We start from the raw sequence: 18,203 nt of genomic DNA, 5'->3' as shown, positions 1-18,203 counted from the left end.
ATCACAGGCCCGCAGTGCCATCCCGCTGTCATCGGCACTGTATTGCTTTCTTCACATCGATGATGCTCTCATCCTCCCGTCCACGGGGGGCGCGGCGCAGAGTGTGTTTGGGTGAGGAGTGTCGGCATGAAGTGGCTGGTCAGCTTATGCGGTTTGTGGTGCTTGCCGCTGCTGATGCTTGCCGACGCGCGTGCCTCGGATCGCGCCTCCGGCGTGGTGCGTTGCGAGTCCAAGGACATGGCGCGCACGCATTGTGCGATGGACACCGAACACGGCGTGCAATTGGTGCGCCAGTTGTCCGAAACCAGCTGTATCCGCGGCAGCGAATGGGATGTCGAACGCGACGGCGTGTGGGTCGAGCAGGGCTGCCGTGCGGAGTTCGCCTCCGCAGGCGTGCCGGCCTCCCCGCAGATGCGCCGCGTGGTGCGCTGCGATTCCAACGGCGGCAAGGTGGCCTGCCCGGTGGTGCTGCGCGGCGCGCCAGTCCGTTTATTGCGTCAACGCTCGATGTGGCCGTGCAAGGAGGGCCGCACGTGGGGCACCCGCCGTAACGAAATCTGGGTCTCGCGCGGTTGCGATGGCGAGTTCGAAGTCGGTGCCGAAGACGGTTCCGGCTTTGTGGCCGTGCCGCGCATGATCACCTGCGAATCGAAGAAGAACTCGCGCCGTACCTGCGGGGTGTCGGTGGAGCGCCAGGTGCGTGTGGGCCGGCAGATGTCCAAAAAAGACTGCGTGGAAGGCCAGACCTGGGGCTGGAGCCGCGATGGGGTGTGGGTGAACGACGGCTGCCGTGCCGAGTTCATCGTCGACTGAGAGCGGCTGACAAGCCTGTTGCGCGTTGGTCTATTGCTGAGCGGAGGATCTTGGCTTTCGCTGCAGGCGGCTGATCTGCGGCCTGATCTGTGGTTTGGCTGGAGCGCCCTTGCCCACCCACCCTCGCGGGACACGCCGCAAGTACGTCCCTGTAGGCGCTTACGCGGCATGCATGCCGCGTAAGGTCCCGCGAGGGTAGGCGGGCAAGGACCAGGCGGGATGGTCGGCGTGCATGGTTGCAAGCAGTGCATGACGTGCGTTGTTTGAATAACGCCGCGTCGGATCAGCTTCGCAGCGCAACGCGATCGACAGGCAGGCTTCAACAAAGCAACCGGCAAACTTCCTGGTGCGGTGTCCTTGCCGCTTGCGGTACCGTGTGGCGGCATGGATGCCGCCACCGAGCCTCCATGGACGGATGTACGGCGTGTCCCGCGAGCGGCGAGGGCAGCGCGCGCTCGACCAACCAGGCTTTCGACTGCATCCAAACTGCTCGCTACGTTTTCCAGCCGCTCAACATACCTTCGCCTAGCATGCGCTTGAGGCATTGTTGCGCGCCGACCCCAGGCTGAGCACGGCAGGTCCACTGACTGGGCTGCCCGCGCGCCTTACAATAGCGCCATGAACGACAGCGCCCATATCGACTACGCCCGCTACGACCATATCCGCCCACTGCTGTGGACCGGCGATGCCCTGGAACTGCTCGACCAGCGCAAGCTGCCCTTCGTGGTGGAACATGTGCGCTGCGAGTCCAGCGACGCGGTGGCCGAGGCGATCCATTCGCTGGCCGTGCGCGGCGCGCCGGCGATCGGTATCGCGGCCGGGTGGGGCGTGGTGTTGGCGGCACGCGACATCGATGCCGATGGGGGCAGCGCCGCCTTGCAAAAACTCGAACCGGCGCTATTGCGGCTCAATGCCGCGCGTCCGACTGCGGTGAATCTGGCCTGGGCACTGATGCGTATGCGTCGGGTATTGGGCGCTGCCGGCGCCGACTGGCGCGAAGTGATCGCACGCGAGGCGCAAGCCATCGCCGACGAAGATCTGGCGGCCAATCGGCGAATGGGCGCGCTCGGTGCCGATCTGATCGCGGCAGGCAGCGGCGTGCTGACCCACTGCAATACCGGCTCGCTGGCCACTGCCGGCTTCGGTACCGCGCTGGGTGTGATCCGCGCCGGCGTGGCCCAGCAGCGCATCGCCAAAGTCTTTGCCGGCGAGACCCGGCCGTGGTTGCAGGGCGCACGCCTGACCGTGTGGGAGCTGCAGCAGGACGGCATCGACGCGACCCTGATCGCCGACTCGGCCGCCGCGCATCTGATGAAGTCCGGGCTGGTGCAGTGGGTCATCGTCGGCGCCGATCGCATCTGCGCCAACGGCGACACCGCCAACAAGATCGGCACCTATCAGCTGGCGATCGCTGCGCGCCACCACGGCGTCAGGTTCATGGTGGTGGCGCCGTCCTCGACCGTGGACATGGCCACCGCCGACGGCGAACAGATCGAGATCGAGCAGCGCGACCCAGGCGAATTGTTCGGCGTTGGCGGCGTGCGCACGGTGGCCGACGGCATCCACGCCTGGAATCCGGTGTTCGATGTCACCCCCGGTCGCCTGATCGATGCGATCGTCACCGAACGCGGGGTGATCGCGCAGCCGGACCTGGCGCGCATGCAGACAGCGTTCGGCAGCTGAGGCCAGCCCGGCGCAATAACGCGCCATTCGTCGCTAAAGTCCCGCAAGTGCTTGTTTCTGGCCGGTAAACCGGCGGTATCGGGCTGCCCCTTCGTGATACAATCCGGGGCTTGAATCGATCGGCGGGAGCGTGGGGTCGGCAGCCTGTCACCAGGGCGCCCCCGACGCGGCTTTCCGGCTCGCCCGCCACCTCACTTACGGAACCCGAATGGCAGAAACCGCCAAGGAAATCATCCAGGTCAATCTGGAAGACGAGATGCGCAAGAGCTATCTCGATTACGCGATGAGCGTAATCGTGGGCCGCGCACTCCCCGATGCCCGTGATGGCCTCAAGCCTGTGCATCGCCGCGTGCTGTTTGCGATGCACGAGCTGGGTGCCCATAGCAACAAGGCCTATTTCAAGTCGGCGCGTATCGTCGGCGACGTCATCGGTAAATACCACCCGCACGGCGACCAGTCGGTGTACGACACGCTGGTGCGCATGGCGCAGCCGTTCTCGCTGCGTTACATGATGGTGGACGGTCAGGGTAACTTCGGTTCGGTCGATGGCGACTCCGCCGCGGCGATGCGTTACACCGAGTCGCGCATGTCGCGGCTGGCGCATGAGCTGATGGCCGACATCGACAAGGAAACCGTCGATTTCCAGCCCAATTACGACGAGAAGGAGCAGGAGCCGACGGTCATGCCGACCCGGTTCCCGAGCCTGCTGGTCAACGGCTCGGCCGGTATCGCGGTGGGCATGGCCACCAATATCCCGCCGCACAATCTGACCGAAGCGATCAACGCCTGCATCGCCTTGATCGATACGCCGGAACTGGATGTCGAAGGCCTGATGGAGTACATCCCCGGCCCGGATTTCCCCACCGCCGGCATCATCAATGGCACCGCCGGCATTGCTGCCGGTTATCGCACTGGCCGTGGCCGCGTGCGCATGCGCGCCAAGGCCGACGTGGAAGTGGCCGACAACGGCCGTGAAGCGATCATCGTCACCGAGATCCCGTATCAGGTGAACAAGGCACGGCTGATCGAAAAGATCGCCGAGCTGGTCAAGGAAAAGAAGCTCGAAGGCATCAGCGAGCTGCGCGACGAGTCCGACAAGGACGGCATGCGCATCTACATCGAGGTCAAGCGCGGCGAGTCGGCCGAGGTTGTGCTCAACAACCTGTATCAGCAGACCCAGATGGAGTCGGTGTTCGGCATCAACATGGTGGCGCTGATCGACGGCCGCCCGCAGTTGATGAACCTCAAGCAGATGCTGCAGGCGTTCATCCGCCACCGCCGCGAAGTGGTGACCCGCCGCACCATCTTTGAGCTGCGCAAGGCGCGTGCGCGTGCGCATGTGCTGGAAGGCCTGACCGTCGCGTTGGCCAACATCGACGAGATGATCGAGCTGATCAAGACCTCGGCCAACCCGCAGGAAGCGCGCGAGCGCATGCTGGCCAAGACCTGGGAACCGGGTCTGGTCGGCGCGCTGCTGGGCGCCGCCGGTGCCGAAGCCTCCAAGCCGGAAGACCTGGCGCCGGGCGTGGGCCTGGCCAATGGCTTCTATCAGCTCAGTGAAGTGCAGGCTTCGCAGATCCTGGAAATGCGCCTGCATCGCCTGACCGGGTTGGAGCAGGAAAAGCTGACCGACGAGTACAAGCAGTTGCTCGAGGTCATCCAGGGCCTGATCCGCATCCTGGAAAACCCCGACGTGCTGTTGCAGGTGATCCGCGATGAGCTGATCAATATCCGCGAAGAGTACGGCGACGAACGCCGCACCGAGATCCGTCACAGCGAAGAAGATCTGGACATCCTGGATCTGATCTCGCCGGAAGACGTGGTGGTGACGCTCTCGCACGCAGGCTATGCCAAGCGTCAGCCGGTGAGCGCGTATCGCGCGCAGCGCCGTGGTGGCCGTGGCCGCTCAGCCGCAGCGACCAAGGAAGAGGATTTCATCGATCAGCTGTGGCTGGTCAACACGCACGACACGCTGCTGACCTTCACCAGCAGCGGCAAGGTGTTCTGGCTGCCGGTGTATCAGTTGCCGGAAGCCGGCTCCAACGCGCGTGGCCGTCCGATCATCAACTGGATTCCGCTGGAACCCGGCGAGCGTGTGCAGGCGGTGCTGCCGGTGCGCGAATACGCCGACAACCGCTATGTGTTCTTCGCCACGCGCAACGGCACGGTCAAGAAAACCCCGCTGAGCGAATTCGCCTTCCGTCTGGCCCGCGGCAAGATCGCCATCAACCTCGACGAGGGCGATGCGCTGGTCGGTGTGGCCTTGACCGACGGCGACCGCGACGTGTTGTTGTTCGCCTCCAACGGCAAGACCGTGCGCTTCGGCGAATCCACGGTGCGTTCGATGGGCCGCACCGCCACCGGCGTGCGCGGTATCCGTCTGACCAAGGGCGAAGAGGTGGTCAGCCTGATCGTGGCAGAGCGTGCCGGCGGCATCGAAGGCGATCTCGAGGACGAGGGTGTCGAGGACGTGGTGGAAAGCACGGACGGCGTCGACGCGGAGGTGATCGACCTCGCCGAGAGCGACGACATGGCCTATATCCTTACCGCCACCGAGAACGGCTACGGCAAGCGCACCCCGCTGACCGAGTATCCGCGCAAGGGCCGCGGCACGCAGGGCGTGATCGGCATCCAGACCACCGAGCGTAACGGCAAGTTGGTGCGTGCGGTGCTGCTGGGCGCCACCGACGAAGTGCTGCTGATTTCCGATGGCGGCACCCTGGTGCGCACGCGCGGTTCGGAGATCTCGCGCGTGGGTCGCAATACCCAGGGCGTGACCTTGATCCGCTTGTCCAAGGGCGAAAAGCTGCAGGCGGTCGAACGCCTGGATGCGTCACTGGATGAAGCGGAAGATGTGGTGGACGACGTCGCCGCACCCGCCAGCGAGTTGCCTCCGACCGAAGCGTGATCGGGTGATCCGATCCACGCAGTTGACGAAAAACGCCGGCCCACAGCCGGCGTTTTTTATTGCGTGCGGTACCAATCTGCAACCCACCTTTGACGCTGCACGCAAGAGCGCAGCGATTGCGCAACTCCCGATTTCCGACTCAACCGACGTTCGCGGCTATCGCCTCTTCCTTCACTGCGTCCTGCGCATCCTGCGCCAGCGTTGCCTTGACGATGATCGAGCGGATGGCGTCGGTCGCCTCCGATAGCGGTACATCACTGCTCAGGCGCTGGAAGGTGTCGCGGCTGTTGTAGCCTGAGCCATCCTTCAAGTAGTGGTCGTACATCGACAGCAGATCCTGGCACGCCGTGATCAATGCAGCGACATTGCCGCGCAACAGTGCATGGCCGACCTGGTCGAAGCTGTGCAGGCAGTCCGCCAGCCAATGCAGGTCGTAACGGGCGGTGCTCGGTTCCGGGGCGTTGTGGCCGCGGCTGTAGGCGCTGTAACGGCGCAGGCTGCGCGCCACGCGTGCCACATGTCCGAACAAGGTGCCGATCTCGTTGGCGATGTCCAACTGCTGCACCATCACCATTGGAATCACCTGGTCGGCAGTGACCGCCTGCTGCGCAGATGCGTTCTGTTCCTGCTGCTCCATCGACTGTTTGAGCACGGCGTAGCTGCGCTGCAGCGATTCCAGCTCCAGCGTACTGGCCGCCGCACGCGCTTTCAGCTGCGACAGGGCTGCCTGATAACGCGCAAGACTGTCCTGGGTGCTCGCGTGCTGGCCGGATTCATCACGCAATTGCCGGCCCCGCACAAACGCCAGCACGGTGGCGATCAGCGCCCAGAGTGCGAATGCAGGCACCAGGTAGATCAAGATGCCCATAGAGATTCCTCGAAACGTTGCATACCTTGTCGGCCTGTACCGCGCAGACTTGAGGGCAATCGTCGCGACGGTGATGGCGTCTGACTGCTGCGGTGGGTCGACCGGGCTGCAACGTGCCGCTCATGGCGGCTGTGGCCGTCGCAACGTCCGCCGGTTCGCCGCGATGCGGGGGACCGCTCCCGGGATCGATGCGTGACCGGCCACGCTGCGCCACAGCGTTGGAAAACCTGCCTGCAAGACCAACCGCTGCGCCTGCCTCGATCCTGTCGCACTCTGCACAGGTAAGTCTTGCTTTTAGACCGCCCCCCCCCCTAACCAACGACATATTGTGGGCAAGCATCGCCGCATGCTCGAATCCAGCGATCCGCCAGCCCAGGGTTCGTCATGCGCAGATGGAGTGACTGTTGGTCCAGCGCATTGCCGGGCGTCGGCTCCCTTGCGTTGATCTGGATGCTGTTGTCCGCAACCGCACATGCAGCGCCACCGGCAACGCCGGCGCTGCCGATGAATGTGGAATACAGCGAAGCTGCGGATCTATTCAATCTGCTGGATAACCTGTCGGACTGGCTGCCCGGTTTCACCGTTCCCGTCTACCGCCGCTATATGGAAACGCACGGCGGTCTGGATGATGCAGATCGCAGCGCGCTCGCCGCCTATGCGGACTTCCGCCGTCGCACATCCGGGCTGGCAGAAGACGACATGCTGGATGCAGCCGAGCGCATTTTCGCGGCAGACGTGACCCGTCATGCGGATCCGTTTTCCCGATACTTTCTGGGAGGCGGGGAGTTCGAGGCCGCAGCGAACGCGGCGATTGCAGCGCAGTCGGCAGATGACCAGGTGATGCTACGCGCGTACTTCGCCCGCTTTGTCGGGCGTGCCACCCGCGCAATCGCAGTTGCGCCGCGTTTTGAAACGCAGACACGGTTGCTGAAAGAAGCATTGGGCAGCCCGGGCGTTGCTGGCTTGGCATCGGACATGCGCGCGTTCTTTGCAGTGCCACCGCCCCCGGTGTTCCAGGCGCGATTCGTGTGGTGGCCGGAGTCGGACAGCACCCAGGCCAAGGTGCGTGGGCGCACCATCCTGTTGTATTCGCAGCATGACGCGCCTGATGGCGCGCCATCGATGGATTGGACGCCGATCCTGTTGCATGAGTTGAGCCACTATCTGTCAGCAGGGCAGGGGTCTGAGCGCAAACGCGCCCTGGCCTCCAACTTCCTGCAGTTGTGCCCAGGTGCGTCCACGTTGCGTAACCCGCTCAACGCGCTGGAGGAGCCACTGGCCATCTACTGGGGCCAGTATCGGTTCGAATACGCTGTACGCGGGCGCTCGTTGCCGTTGTCGTCGCAGTGGTACATCCAGCCGGATGCCGATCGCGCGGCAAAGGCGATCGCAGCCGCTTATCCGGCACGTGGCCCCGCGCCGCACCTGGACGATGCCGCATTGCTGCGGGCAGCGGCATCGGCCTGCCAGCAGACAGATGTGGACAGCAAGAGCCACTGAACCAACGGGCTTGATTGCGGTCGTCCGACGCAGCGACGTAAAGCAGGTTGTGCAGGCATCCACTTCACCTCGCCAGTGCGATGTGTCGGCATCTCGGCAGCGCGCAGCAATACACAGCGCGTTGTCCGCACGTCCTTGCTCAGCGCGAAATTCCGGGCAAATCCAGCCCTTTTTCCCTGGCGCACTCGGTGGCGATGGCATAGCCGGCATCGGCGTGACGCATCACGCCGGTGGCCGGGTCGTTCCAGAGCACGCGTTCGAGGCGTCTGTCGGCCGCGTCGCTGCCGTCGCAGACGATCACCATGCCGGCATGCTGCGAGAAACCCATGCCGACGCCGCCGCCGTGATGCAGCGAGACCCAGGTGGCGCCGCTGGCGGTGTTGAGCAATGCATTGAGCAATGGCCAGTCGGACACCGCATCCGAGCCGTCGGCCATGGCTTCGGTTTCGCGGTTCGGCGACGCCACGCTGCCCGAATCCAGATGGTCGCGGCCGATCACCACCGGCGCTTTCAGTTCGCCGCTGCGCACCATGGCGTTGAAGGCCAGGCCGAGCCGGTGGCGGTCGCCCAGGCCGACCCAGCAGATGCGCGCAGGCAGGCCCTGGAAAGCGATCTTGTCGGCGGCCATCTCGAGCCAGCGATGCAGGTGCGCATCGTCGGGAATGAGTTCCTTGACCTTGGCATCGGTCTTGGCGATGTCTTCCGGGTCGCCGCTGAGCGCGACCCAGCGGAACGGGCCGATGCCGCGACAGAACAGCGGCCGGATGTAGGCAGGTACGAAGCCGGGGAAGTCGAATGCGTTGTCCACGCCCGCTTCCAGCGCCATCTGCCGCAGGTTGTTGCCGTAATCCACGGTGGGCACGCCGAGTGCGTGGAAGGTGAGCATGGCGCGGATGTGGTTGGCCATCGCCTCGCGCGCGGCGGCTTCCACGTCCTTCGGTGCGGACACGCGCTTTGCGTCCCATTCCTCCACCGTCCAGCCCTGCGGCAGGTAGCCGTTGACCGGGTCGTGCGCGGAGGTCTGGTCGGTCAGCAGGTCCGGCTTGATGCCACGTACCACTAGTTCGTCCAACACGTCTGCGACATTGCCCAGCAAGCCGACCGACAGCGGCTTCTTCGCCGTGCACGATTCCTCGATCAGGCGCAGTGCTTCGTCCAGATCGTCGGTCCAGGTATCCAGATAGCCGGTGCGCAGGCGCATGTCGATGCTGGAGCGGCGGCATTCCACCGCCAGACACGAGGCGCCGGCCATCACCGCAGCCAACGGTTGCGCGCCGCCCATGCCGCCGAGACCACCAGTGAACAGCCACTTGCCGGACAGGTTGCCGCCGTAATGCTGGCGGCCCATTTCCACGAAGGTTTCGTAGGTGCCTTGCACGATGCCTTGCGCGCCGATGTAGATCCAGCTGCCGGCGGTCATCTGGCCGTACATCGCCAGACCTTTCCGATCGAGTTCGTTGAAGTGGTCCCAGGTGGCCCAGCGCGGCACCAGGTTGGAATTGGCGATCAGCACGCGTGGTGCATCGGTATGTGTGCGGAACACGCCGACCGGCTTGCCGGACTGCACCAGCAGGGTTTGGTCGTCGTCCAGGCGGGTGAGCGCGGCGACGATCGCATCGAAGGATTCCCAATCGCGCGCGGCGCGGCCGATGCCGCCATACACCACCAGTTCCTGCGGGCGTTCGGCCACGTCCGGGTCCAGGTTGTTCATCAGCATGCGTAACGGCGCTTCGGTCAGCCAGCTCTTGGCGGTGAGCGTGGTGCCGGTGGCGGCGCGGATGACGCGGGTTGCATCGTGACGGGTCATGCCGGTTTCCTTGCAATCAACGCTGCGCCGCGCGCGGCGAGGTGGTGGGTGAGTGGTCGGTGGTTGTGGCGAATTGCAGGCAGGCCAGCAGGACGTGCCGCAGCACGGCACGCAAGGCCACCGCGTGTGCGGGTTGCCATGGCGAGGGCCAGTTTTCCGGAGTGATCTCGTCCGGCTCGCGCATGTAGCCGCGACACGCCAGCTCCATCTGCAAGCTGTGCACGCCGTGGTCTGGTTGCGCGTAATGGCGGGTGATCCAGCCGCCCTTGAAGCGCCCATTGCGCACGGTGCTCGAGCCACTGCTGCGGCACAGCTGCTCCACCGCATCGGCCAGCGCCGGATCGCAACTGCGGTCGTCATTGCTGCCGATATTGAACTGCGGCAGCTCGCCATCGAACAGATGCGGAATATGTGAGCGGATCGAATGCGCGTCGTAGATCACGATGGTCGGATACCGCTCGCGCAAGCGCGCGATTTCGGCGGCGAGCGCTGAGTGATACGGCTCGAACCAGCGTGTGCGGCGCAAGGCGATCTGTGCCTGGTCCGGTGCAGCGCCGTCGGCATACAACGGTTGATTGTCGAAGGTGGTCAGCGGGCATAGACCGGTGGTGTTCTGGCCCGGATACAACGAGGCGCCACTCGGGTCGCGGTTGACGTCGATCACCGAGCGCGAGATCGCGGTGCGCACGGTGGTGGCGCCCAGCGATTGCGCGAAGTCGTACAGCTGATGCACCCACCAGTCGGCATCGCGCCGTGCCAGCCAGGGCGACACGAACTGATCGGCCACGTCGTCCGGCAACTCGGTGCCGGTATGCGGGAAGCTGACGATCAGTGGCGCGTCGCCTCGGTGTATTTCGAGCCAGGGCAGGGCGCTCATCGGTGCGTGCCTCGCATCAATACAATCGCCGAGACGTTTTGATGGCGCGATTGCGTGCCGTCAGCCTGCCAACTCATGCGTGCTGCTCCACACCTGGCAACGCCATGGCGACCGCCTGCGCGAGTGCGCCCGAGCGCACCAACGTGCTGGCCGCCAGCATGTCGGGATGGAAATAGCGATCGTCCTGCAAGGTCGGCACCTGTGCGCGCAGCAATGCGCGTGCAGCTTCCAGCGCGGCGCTGGTGCGCAGCGGAGCATGGAAATCGCAGCCTTGCACGGCCGCCAGCAGTTCAATGCCGATCACGTGCGCAGCGTTCTCGGCCATCGCCAGCAAGCGCCGTGCGCCGTGCGCTGCCATCGACACGTGATCTTCCTGATTGGCCGAGGTCGGAATCGAATCGACACTGGCCGGATATGCGCGTTGTTTGTTCTCCGACACCAGCGCCGCAGCGGTCACCTGCGGAATCATGAAGCCCGAATTCAAGCCTGGGCGCGGGGTGAGAAAGGCCGGCAGGCCCGACAATGCGGGGTCCACCAGCATCGCGGTGCGGCGTTCGCTGATCGAGCCGATTTCGCAGACCGCCATCGCCAGCATGTCGGCCGCAAACGCGACCGGTTCGGCGTGGAAGTTACCGCCCGACAAGGCCTCGCCGGTGTCGCTGAAGACCAGCGGGTTATCGGAGACGCCATTGGCCTCGATCTGCAAGGTGCGCGCGGCCTGGCGCATGATGTCCAGCGCCGCACCCATCACCTGCGGCTGGCAACGCAGGCAATACGGATCCTGCACGCGCACATCGCCAAGCCGGTGCGATTCGCGAATGCTCGAATCGGCCATCAGATCGCGCAGCGCTGCGGCGACCGCGATTTGCCCCGGTTGGCCGCGCAACGCATGGATGCGCGCATCGAACGGGGTATCCGAGCCCTTGGCCGCTTCCACCGACAGCGCACCCGTCACCAGTGCGGCCTGCAACACGGTTTCGATCTCGAACAGGCCGGCCAATGCGCAGGCGGTGGAAAACTGGGTGCCGTTGAGCAGTGCCAGGCCTTCCTTCGCGCCCAGCACGCGCGGCTGTAGTTGCGCCTGCGCGAGTGCATCGGCGGCGGGTAAACGTTGCTCGCCGACGAAGGCTTCGCCAACGCCGATCATCACTGCAGCCAGATGCGACAACGGCGCCAGATCGCCCGAGGCGCCGACCGAGCCCTGGCATGGCACCACCGGCGTGATGCCACGCTGCAGCATCGCCTCCAGCAACGCCAGCGTTTGCGGCTGCACACCGGAAGCGCCTTGGGCCAGGCTGGTGAGCTTGAGCGCCATCATCAGGCGCACCACCGGCACCGGCGTGGGATCGCCGACGCCGGCCGCGTGCGAGAGCACGATATTGCGCTGCAGGGTTTGCAGGTCCTCGCGCTCGATGCGCACGCTGGCCAGCTTGCCGAAGCCGGTATTGACGCCATAGACCGGCTCTCCGCGCGCAACGATCGCGTCCACCGTTTGCGCGCTGCGCAAGACAGCCGCCGCACAGGCGTCGTCCAGGACGACCTCGGCACCGCGATACAGCGCACGCCACTGCGCCAGGGTGACCTGGCCGGGCTGCAGGACAACGGATGCACTCATGACGACTCCGGTTTCAGCAGGAATGCCCGCGCCAGACGCGGGCATGGAGAGGGTTGAAGCCCATGCGATAGACCAGGTCGGCCGGCGCGTCGATGTCCCAGATCGCCAGATCGCAGTCCATGCCCGCGCGCAGCCGGCCAAGTCGCTCGCTACGCCCAAGCGCGCGCGCGGCCTCGCGGGTGAAACCGGCGATGCATTCGTCCACGGTCATGCGGAACAACGTGGCGGCCATGTTCATCGCCAGCAGCGGGCTGGTCAGCGGCGAGGTGCCTGGGTTGCAGTCGGTCGCCAGGGCCAGCGGCACGCCGGCAGCGCGCAACGCGGCGATCGGCGGCACCTGGGTATCGCGGGTGAAATAGAACGCGCCCGGCAACAGCACCGCCACCGTGCCGGCGCTGGCCATCGCGAGGATGCCGGCCTGGTCCAGATATTCGATGTGATCGGCCGACAGTGCGCCATAGCGCGCGGCCAGTTGCGCGCCGTGCTGATTGCTCAGTTGTTCGGCATGGATCTTGATGTTCAAGCCGTGTGCCTGCGCGGCGATGAAGACCTGCTCGGCCTGCGCGGGCGAGAACGCCAGATGCTCGCAGAACACGTCCACCGCCTCGGCAAGACCTTGCGCGGCGATCGCCGGCATCATCTGCGTGCAGACCTCGTCGATATAGGTCTGCGCGTCGCTGCCCGGTGGCACCGCGTGCGCGCCGAGGAAGGTCGGCACCACTTCGACCTTGCGCAGTGCGGCGAGCTGGCTGGCCACGCGCAGCTGCTTGATTTCGTCCTCCAGCGTCAGCCCGTAGCCGGATTTGATTTCCAGCGTGGTCACGCCTTCGGCGAGCATGGCGTCCAGGCGCGGCAGGCTGGACGCCAGCAGCGCTGCGTCATCGGCGGCGCGAGTGGCGCGCACCGTGGACACGATGCCGCCGCCGGCTGCGGCAATCTCGGCATAACTGGCGCCGCGCAGACGTTGCTCGAATTCGTTGGCGCGGTTGCCGGCGTAGACAAGGTGGGTATGGCAATCGATCAAGCCGGGACTGATCCAGCGGCGCTGGCAGTCGTGCGCGGTGCCTGGCTGCAGCGCGGTGGCCTGCGCGGCCGGGCCGGCGTAGACGATGCGGCCGTCCTGGCAGGCGACCACGCCATCGTTCACGATGCCCAGGCCGCCATCGGTGGCATCCAGGGTCATCAGTTGTGCGTTCTGCCAGAGGACGTCGCAATGCATGGCGCAGGCTCGTACTGTCTGATATGTATATACAATAGATTCGACGATCGAGGGTGTCCAGTGGCAGACCAACCGGTACACGCATTGTGGGCAGCCCGGGCTCATTTGCCCGCTGGCTGGGCGAGTGGCGTGCGGATCACGCTGGCGCACGGGCGCATTGCCGCAGTACAGGCCGATACCGCGCTCGCCGCCACCGATACCCGTGTCGAGGTGCTGCTGCCTGGGCTAGGCAACCTGCACAGCCACGCGTTCCAGCGCGGCATGGCCGGACTGACCGAAGTGGGCGGGCGCAGCGGCGACAGTTTCTGGAGCTGGCGCGAGTTGATGTACCGCTTCGTCGACCGGCTCGATCCCGACAGCCTGCAAGCGATCGCCGAACAGGCCTATGTGGAAATGCTCGAAAGCGGCTTCACCCGCGTCGGCGAATTCCACTATCTGCATCACAGTCCCAGTGGCGTGGCGTATGCGCATGCCGGCGAGATGTCCGAGCGCATCGCCGCTGCCGCCGCCGCCACCGGTATCGGGCTGACGCTGTTGCCGGTGTTCTATGCGCATTCGGATTTCGGTGGCGTGGCGCCGAACGCAGCGCAGCGTCGCTTGATCCACAGCATCGACGGCTTCGCGCGGTTGCTGGAAGACTGCCAGCGCAGCCTCGACGCGTTGCCGGATGCCGTACTCGGGCTGGCGCCGCACAGCCTGCGCGCGGTCACACCGGAGCAATTGGCTGCGCTGGTGCCGCTCACCGATGGCCCGATCCACATCCATATCGCCGAGCAGCAGCGCGAGGTCGATGCGTGTCTGGCCTGGTCGGGCCAGCGTCCGGTGCAGTGGCTGCAGGCCAACGCGTCGGTAGATGCGCGCTGGTGCCTGGTGCACGCCACGCATGTGGATGCGACCGAGTTGCAGGCCATCGTCGACAGCGGCGCAGTGGTCGGGTTGTGCCCGATCACCGAGGCGAATCTGGGCGATGGGTTGTTCCCGATGCAGGCATTTGCTGCGGCGGGTGGGCGCTTCGGGGTGGGCTCGGATTCGAATGTGCTGATCGATGCGGCCGAAGAACTGCGGCTGCTCGAATACGGGCAACGTCTGCAGCGACAGGCGCGCAATGTGCTGGCGCAAGGTGGGGTTTCCAGCGGGCGATGGTTGTTCGATCAGGCCGGCGAGGGCGCGGCGCAGGCGCTGGGGAGTGCACTGAGCGGGATCCGGGTCGGTGCGCCGGCCGATCTGCTCGAATTGGACCCGGCCCATCCGGCACTGCTGGCACGTAGCGACGATGCGTTGTTGGATAGCTGGCTATTTGCCGCACGCGGCAGCGCCGTGCGCACTGTCTGGCGTGCCGGGCAACAAGTGGTGCGCGGTGGGCAACATGTCGATCGTGCGCGCATCGCCACGCGTTTTGCCGGCGTCCTACGAGCACTGCTGAGCAAATGAGTGGATGCGCGCACAATGCGCATCCGACCGGAGACCTGCTGTGACCGCTTCCCCCACCGCCGAGCCAGGCACCTTGCATCAGCGCATCCGGCAGGATCTGGAACAACGCATTCATAGTGGGGACTGGCCGCCGGGTCACCGCGTGCCGCCCGAACACGAATTGATGGCGCAATACGCTTGCTCGCGCATGACAGTAAACAAGGTGCTCGGCTTGCTGGCCGACGCCGGCATGATCGAACGCCGTCGCCGCACCGGCTCGTTTGTCGCGCGTCCGCATCCGCATCTGGAACAGGTTGCGTTGTCGATCCCGGACATCGAAGTGGAGATGACCGCGCGCGGCCACGTGTACCAGTTCTCGCTGTTGTCGCGGCGACTACGCAACTTGCGTCAGCGCGTACCGCAGGAACGTGCCCTGGGCAGCAGCGGCAAGGTGCTGGCGCTGGAAAGCGTGCACCTGGCAGACGGCAGGCCGTTCGCGCTGGAGCAGCGCGTGATCGACACCAGCACGGTGCCGGAGGCATTGCTGCAAGCGTTCACCGACGTGGCGCCGGGAAGTTGGCTGTTGCGCAACGTGCCGTGGACGCGTGCCGAACACCGCATCAGCGCAGTCAGCGTGGATGCCGCGCAAGCCGAACGGTTGCAGGTAGACGATGGTGCGGCCTGTCTGGTCATCGATCGCCACACCTGGCGCGGCGATCAGCCGGTCACTTACGTGCGCCAATTGTTTCTGGGCGGGTCCTACGATCTGGTGGCGCGGTTTGCGCCCGGCCTGCGTTGAGGCGGGTTGCCACGCGTTGGATGCGATCACCCAGCGAGTGTTTCACTGTCTGCCGGGATGCCGGCGAGGCTGTGCCGGCACGTCGCCCGTGCACTGCGACTGCAAGTGCGCATACAGGAGGACGAGTCCGTACCGGACAACGGATCGCAACCGGCCGCCGCGCTGCGCTCAAATCGTCGTGCACTGACGCCAGCGTACCGGCTCGGCCACGCCCGGACGCGGGTTGAGCTGCACGCGGACGGTGCGCAGGTACGGATAGCGTTCCACGTGGCGACAGATCAAGGGCCAGGCCGCGCTGTCGTCGATGCTGCGATCCACCGCCAAGGTCGCCTGGCTGATCCAGATGCCACGCACCAGTCCTGGTGTCTGTGCGAGCGCTTTGGAAACTTCGCGCCGATACGCCTGCATGGTCGCCGCATCCGGTTCTTCGCCAGCCGGTGCCGGCGTGGCTGCGGGTGTCGATGGGGACGCCGGTGTGGCGACAGCAGCCGACGCCGTCGGTGTAGCAGACGGGGTGCGCACAGATGCCGGGGATGCGGACGGGGACGCCACCGCCGGTACCGGGTCGGGCGCTGCAACTGGCGTATGCAATGCAGGCACGGCGACCAGTGCCAGTACGGTCAGTACAGCACCGGCGATGCTGCTGTGCCGGATCGCGCGGCGACGTGCCTTGCCGACCACCGCGCTTTCGATATCGCCCGGCAGATACGGCTTGAGCAGCGGCCACAGGCGCGCACCATCCAGCACTTCGATCGATTGCTTTTCCGCAGCGGCCAGGCCCTCGTGCTCCATACGGCCTTCGGTGACCATGACGCCGCCACTGGCGCCGGCCAGCCGTGCCAGTGCACCCAACTCGTTCACTGCCGCCACGCCGATGCGATAGCTGCGCCCATGTTTGCAGGCCACCAGGCGGGTGCCGTGGCTGGTGTGCACCATGAAGTCGGCGGTAGGCACGCCGTCCTGCGGTAGCTGCACCGGCTGCCAGCCACGTTGGTCCTGCAACACGCGTAGCACCGTGGCGGCGAAGTCGCGCCATTGCATGTCCGCCAGTGCGCGTACGCCCTCATGTAGTTCATTGTCGGGACGACGCACGAGCCAGAGGTAAGCGCACGCCACCAACCAGAGCAGCGGTGCGGCCAGCAAGACAACGATCCAGGACGGGATGAGCATTAAACGAAGGTATGGCACGTATAACGAAACGTTGCGCCTAGAAGAATCCTTCGCGGAAGATTCGTCAATGGATCGCGGATGGAGATATCACAAGCCGTGATCCAGATAGCGAAAGACCCGCCAGTCCGAAGCCGTGAGGGGAGGGGAGCAAACGGACTTCGTGGAACAGGACTGGCGGGTCACTCCCGATTGTCCAAAAAAGCATGCTGCTTTGCAACATTCAACGGCTATCAGCGCGGAACCGTTAAAGAACGTGGAGAGTGCGTTAAGGACGGAGCGATCGCGTCTCGCATGGATGCGAGCGACCTTATTCGTGCTGCAGCGTGATGTCGCAGTCTTGATTAACGCCGGCCGCGGTCGGCGGCTGGCGAGTGCCGGAGTTGGCAGCAGTCTTCGGGCGACAGATCTGCGGCTTGGCCGCAGGGCCCTTGCCCGCCCACCATCGCGGGACCTGCCGCAAGTACGTCCGTAGGCTCTTATGCGGCATCCATGCCGCATAAGGTCCCGCGATGGTGGACGGGCAAGGACTCGTCGTGACAGTCGGTGCATGGGTGCAAGCAATGCACGAGGTGCGTTGCTCGGATAAAGGCGCGTCGTATCAGCTTGTCGACGCAAGCCGGCTAATAGACAGGCCTTCACCAAAGCAGCCGATCAACTGTCTGGTGCGGTGTCCTCGCCGCTTGCGGAACCCTGTGGCGGCATGGATGCCGCCACGGAGCCTAGAGGTAGAGGAACGTACTTGCGGCGTGTGCCGCGAGCGGTGAGGGCACCGCGCCCTCGACCAGCGCAGCTCGGGACCATCCACATGACGCCAGAGTGGACAAGACGGCCACACCAGCTGGCAATCTGCGCTACGTTGTTGACCGCTCTGATTCCGCGTCGAATCTTATTCCCCGTCGAACGCACCGGTATTTGTGGTGGTCGAACTGGCACCGGCTGTCGAGCCGGTGGCGGACGCATCGCTGCTGGTGGCCTGCGCTGCCTGGTTGGCCGTGCGATTGGCGCGCTTGGTGGCGGCGGTGTTGGCACGTACCTGGGCCTTGAGCGACTCCACCTCGCGGCGCAGGTTTTCAAGTTCGTCCTGTTCGGGGATATTGAGCGTACGCAGCACGCCCTTGACCCGTTCGTCGAAGGCCTTGCCCAGCTTGTCCCAGCCGCGCACGGCGGTGTCGCGTGCCTGCCCGAACTGGGTTTCCACTTCTTCGCGCAGCTCTTCGACGCTTTCGGCGGCCTTGCGCTGGCCGGTGCGCTCATAGGCTGCGCCTTCGCGCACCAGCGAGTCGAACAACTTGCCGCCTTCGTTCTGCACCCGACCTAGCGCGCCGAGTCCGGCCAGCCACACGGTCTGCGCCGATTCGCCAAGCCGGCGCGAAATCTGTTCGGCCTGTGCCTGAAAGCCCTGGGCCGCATTGTCGCGGTTAGCGTTCTGATCGTATCCGGTCGTCATGCGATGCTCCTGTAGGTTGCCAAAGTGACGTGGCATTCACCCTAGTGCCGATGCTGCATCGGGCAGGTGAAACATGGCCTGCTCAGG

General features: G+C 65.3%; 13 protein-coding genes. 6 read left to right on the top strand and 7 right to left on the bottom strand.

Going from position 1 to position 18,203, the window contains the following annotated elements:
- Positions 1-126 precede the first annotated feature (126 nt).
- The 3 genes from GGR61_RS00175 to gyrA all read left to right on the top strand — a co-directional run bounded on the left by GGR61_RS00175 (position 127) and on the right by gyrA (position 5,404).
- Positions 127-813 (top strand): DUF3011 domain-containing protein, encoded by a 687-nt coding sequence (locus GGR61_RS00175; protein WP_184406246.1) that lies wholly within the window; start codon positions 127-129, stop codon positions 811-813.
- 618 nt (positions 814-1,431) lie between these two features.
- A complete protein-coding gene (gene mtnA, locus GGR61_RS00170; protein WP_184406248.1) occupies positions 1,432-2,496 on the top strand; it encodes an S-methyl-5-thioribose-1-phosphate isomerase in 1,065 nt (354 codons plus the stop codon).
- A 208-nt stretch (positions 2,497-2,704) separates the two neighbouring features.
- Positions 2,705-5,404, top strand: coding sequence for a DNA gyrase subunit A (gene gyrA, locus GGR61_RS00165; protein WP_184620068.1), 2,700 nt, complete (start codon positions 2,705-2,707; stop codon positions 5,402-5,404).
- 139 nt (positions 5,405-5,543) lie between these two features.
- On the opposite strand, the gene GGR61_RS00160 is transcribed toward gyrA, so the two are convergent.
- Positions 5,544-6,272 (bottom strand): hypothetical protein, encoded by a 729-nt coding sequence (locus tag GGR61_RS00160; protein ID WP_184406251.1) that lies wholly within the window; start codon positions 6,270-6,272, stop codon positions 5,544-5,546.
- A 450-nt stretch (positions 6,273-6,722) separates the two neighbouring features.
- Between GGR61_RS00160 and GGR61_RS00155 the strand changes: the two genes are divergently transcribed.
- The gene (locus GGR61_RS00155) at positions 6,723-7,772 is read left to right on the top strand and encodes a hypothetical protein (RefSeq protein ID WP_184620067.1); all 1,050 of its coding nucleotides are present in this window, start codon (positions 6,723-6,725) and stop codon (positions 7,770-7,772) included.
- A gap of 139 nt (positions 7,773-7,911) precedes the next feature.
- On the opposite strand, the gene hutU is transcribed toward GGR61_RS00155, so the two are convergent.
- The 4 genes from hutU to hutI all read right to left on the bottom strand — a co-directional run bounded on the left by hutU (position 7,912) and on the right by hutI (position 13,290).
- The gene (gene hutU / locus GGR61_RS00150; protein ID WP_184620066.1) at positions 7,912-9,579 is read right to left on the bottom strand and encodes a urocanate hydratase; all 1,668 of its coding nucleotides are present in this window, start codon (positions 9,577-9,579) and stop codon (positions 7,912-7,914) included.
- A gap of 16 nt (positions 9,580-9,595) precedes the next feature.
- Positions 9,596-10,456, bottom strand: coding sequence for an N-formylglutamate deformylase (hutG, locus tag GGR61_RS00145; RefSeq protein WP_184620065.1), 861 nt, complete (start codon positions 10,454-10,456; stop codon positions 9,596-9,598).
- Positions 10,457-10,529: 73 nt separating this feature from the next.
- The gene (gene hutH, locus GGR61_RS00140) at positions 10,530-12,071 is read right to left on the bottom strand and encodes a histidine ammonia-lyase (protein ID WP_184620064.1); all 1,542 of its coding nucleotides are present in this window, start codon (positions 12,069-12,071) and stop codon (positions 10,530-10,532) included.
- A gap of 13 nt (positions 12,072-12,084) precedes the next feature.
- Positions 12,085-13,290: an imidazolonepropionase gene (gene hutI, locus GGR61_RS00135; RefSeq protein WP_184620063.1), complete on the bottom strand. Its 1,206-nt coding sequence runs from the start codon at positions 13,288-13,290 to the stop codon at positions 12,085-12,087.
- A 60-nt stretch (positions 13,291-13,350) separates the two neighbouring features.
- Between hutI and GGR61_RS00130 the strand changes: the two genes are divergently transcribed.
- The gene (locus GGR61_RS00130) at positions 13,351-14,721 is read left to right on the top strand and encodes a formimidoylglutamate deiminase (RefSeq protein ID WP_184620062.1); all 1,371 of its coding nucleotides are present in this window, start codon (positions 13,351-13,353) and stop codon (positions 14,719-14,721) included.
- Positions 14,722-14,725: 4 nt separating this feature from the next.
- Positions 14,726-15,499, top strand: a complete 774-nt coding sequence (gene hutC, locus GGR61_RS00125; RefSeq protein WP_221237216.1) for a histidine utilization repressor — start codon at positions 14,726-14,728, stop codon at positions 15,497-15,499.
- Between the two features lie 168 nt (positions 15,500-15,667).
- Here hutC and GGR61_RS00120 read toward each other — a convergent pair whose 3' ends face one another.
- A complete protein-coding gene (locus tag GGR61_RS00120) occupies positions 15,668-16,669 on the bottom strand; it encodes a restriction endonuclease (RefSeq protein ID WP_184620060.1) in 1,002 nt (333 codons plus the stop codon).
- 886 nt (positions 16,670-17,555) lie between these two features.
- Positions 17,556-18,116 carry a phasin family protein gene (locus tag GGR61_RS00115; RefSeq protein WP_184620059.1) on the bottom strand — a complete coding sequence of 187 codons (561 nt, stop codon included), beginning with the start codon at positions 18,114-18,116 and terminating at the stop codon, positions 17,556-17,558.
- Positions 18,117-18,203: the final 87 nt, after the last annotated feature.

Source organism: Xanthomonas sp. 3058, from assembly GCF_014199765.1.
Classification (GTDB): domain Bacteria; phylum Pseudomonadota; class Gammaproteobacteria; order Xanthomonadales; family Xanthomonadaceae; genus Xanthomonas; species Xanthomonas campestris_B.
The sequence above is the reverse complement of the archived record's forward strand: the minus strand, read 5'-3'. Positions and strand labels throughout refer to the sequence as shown.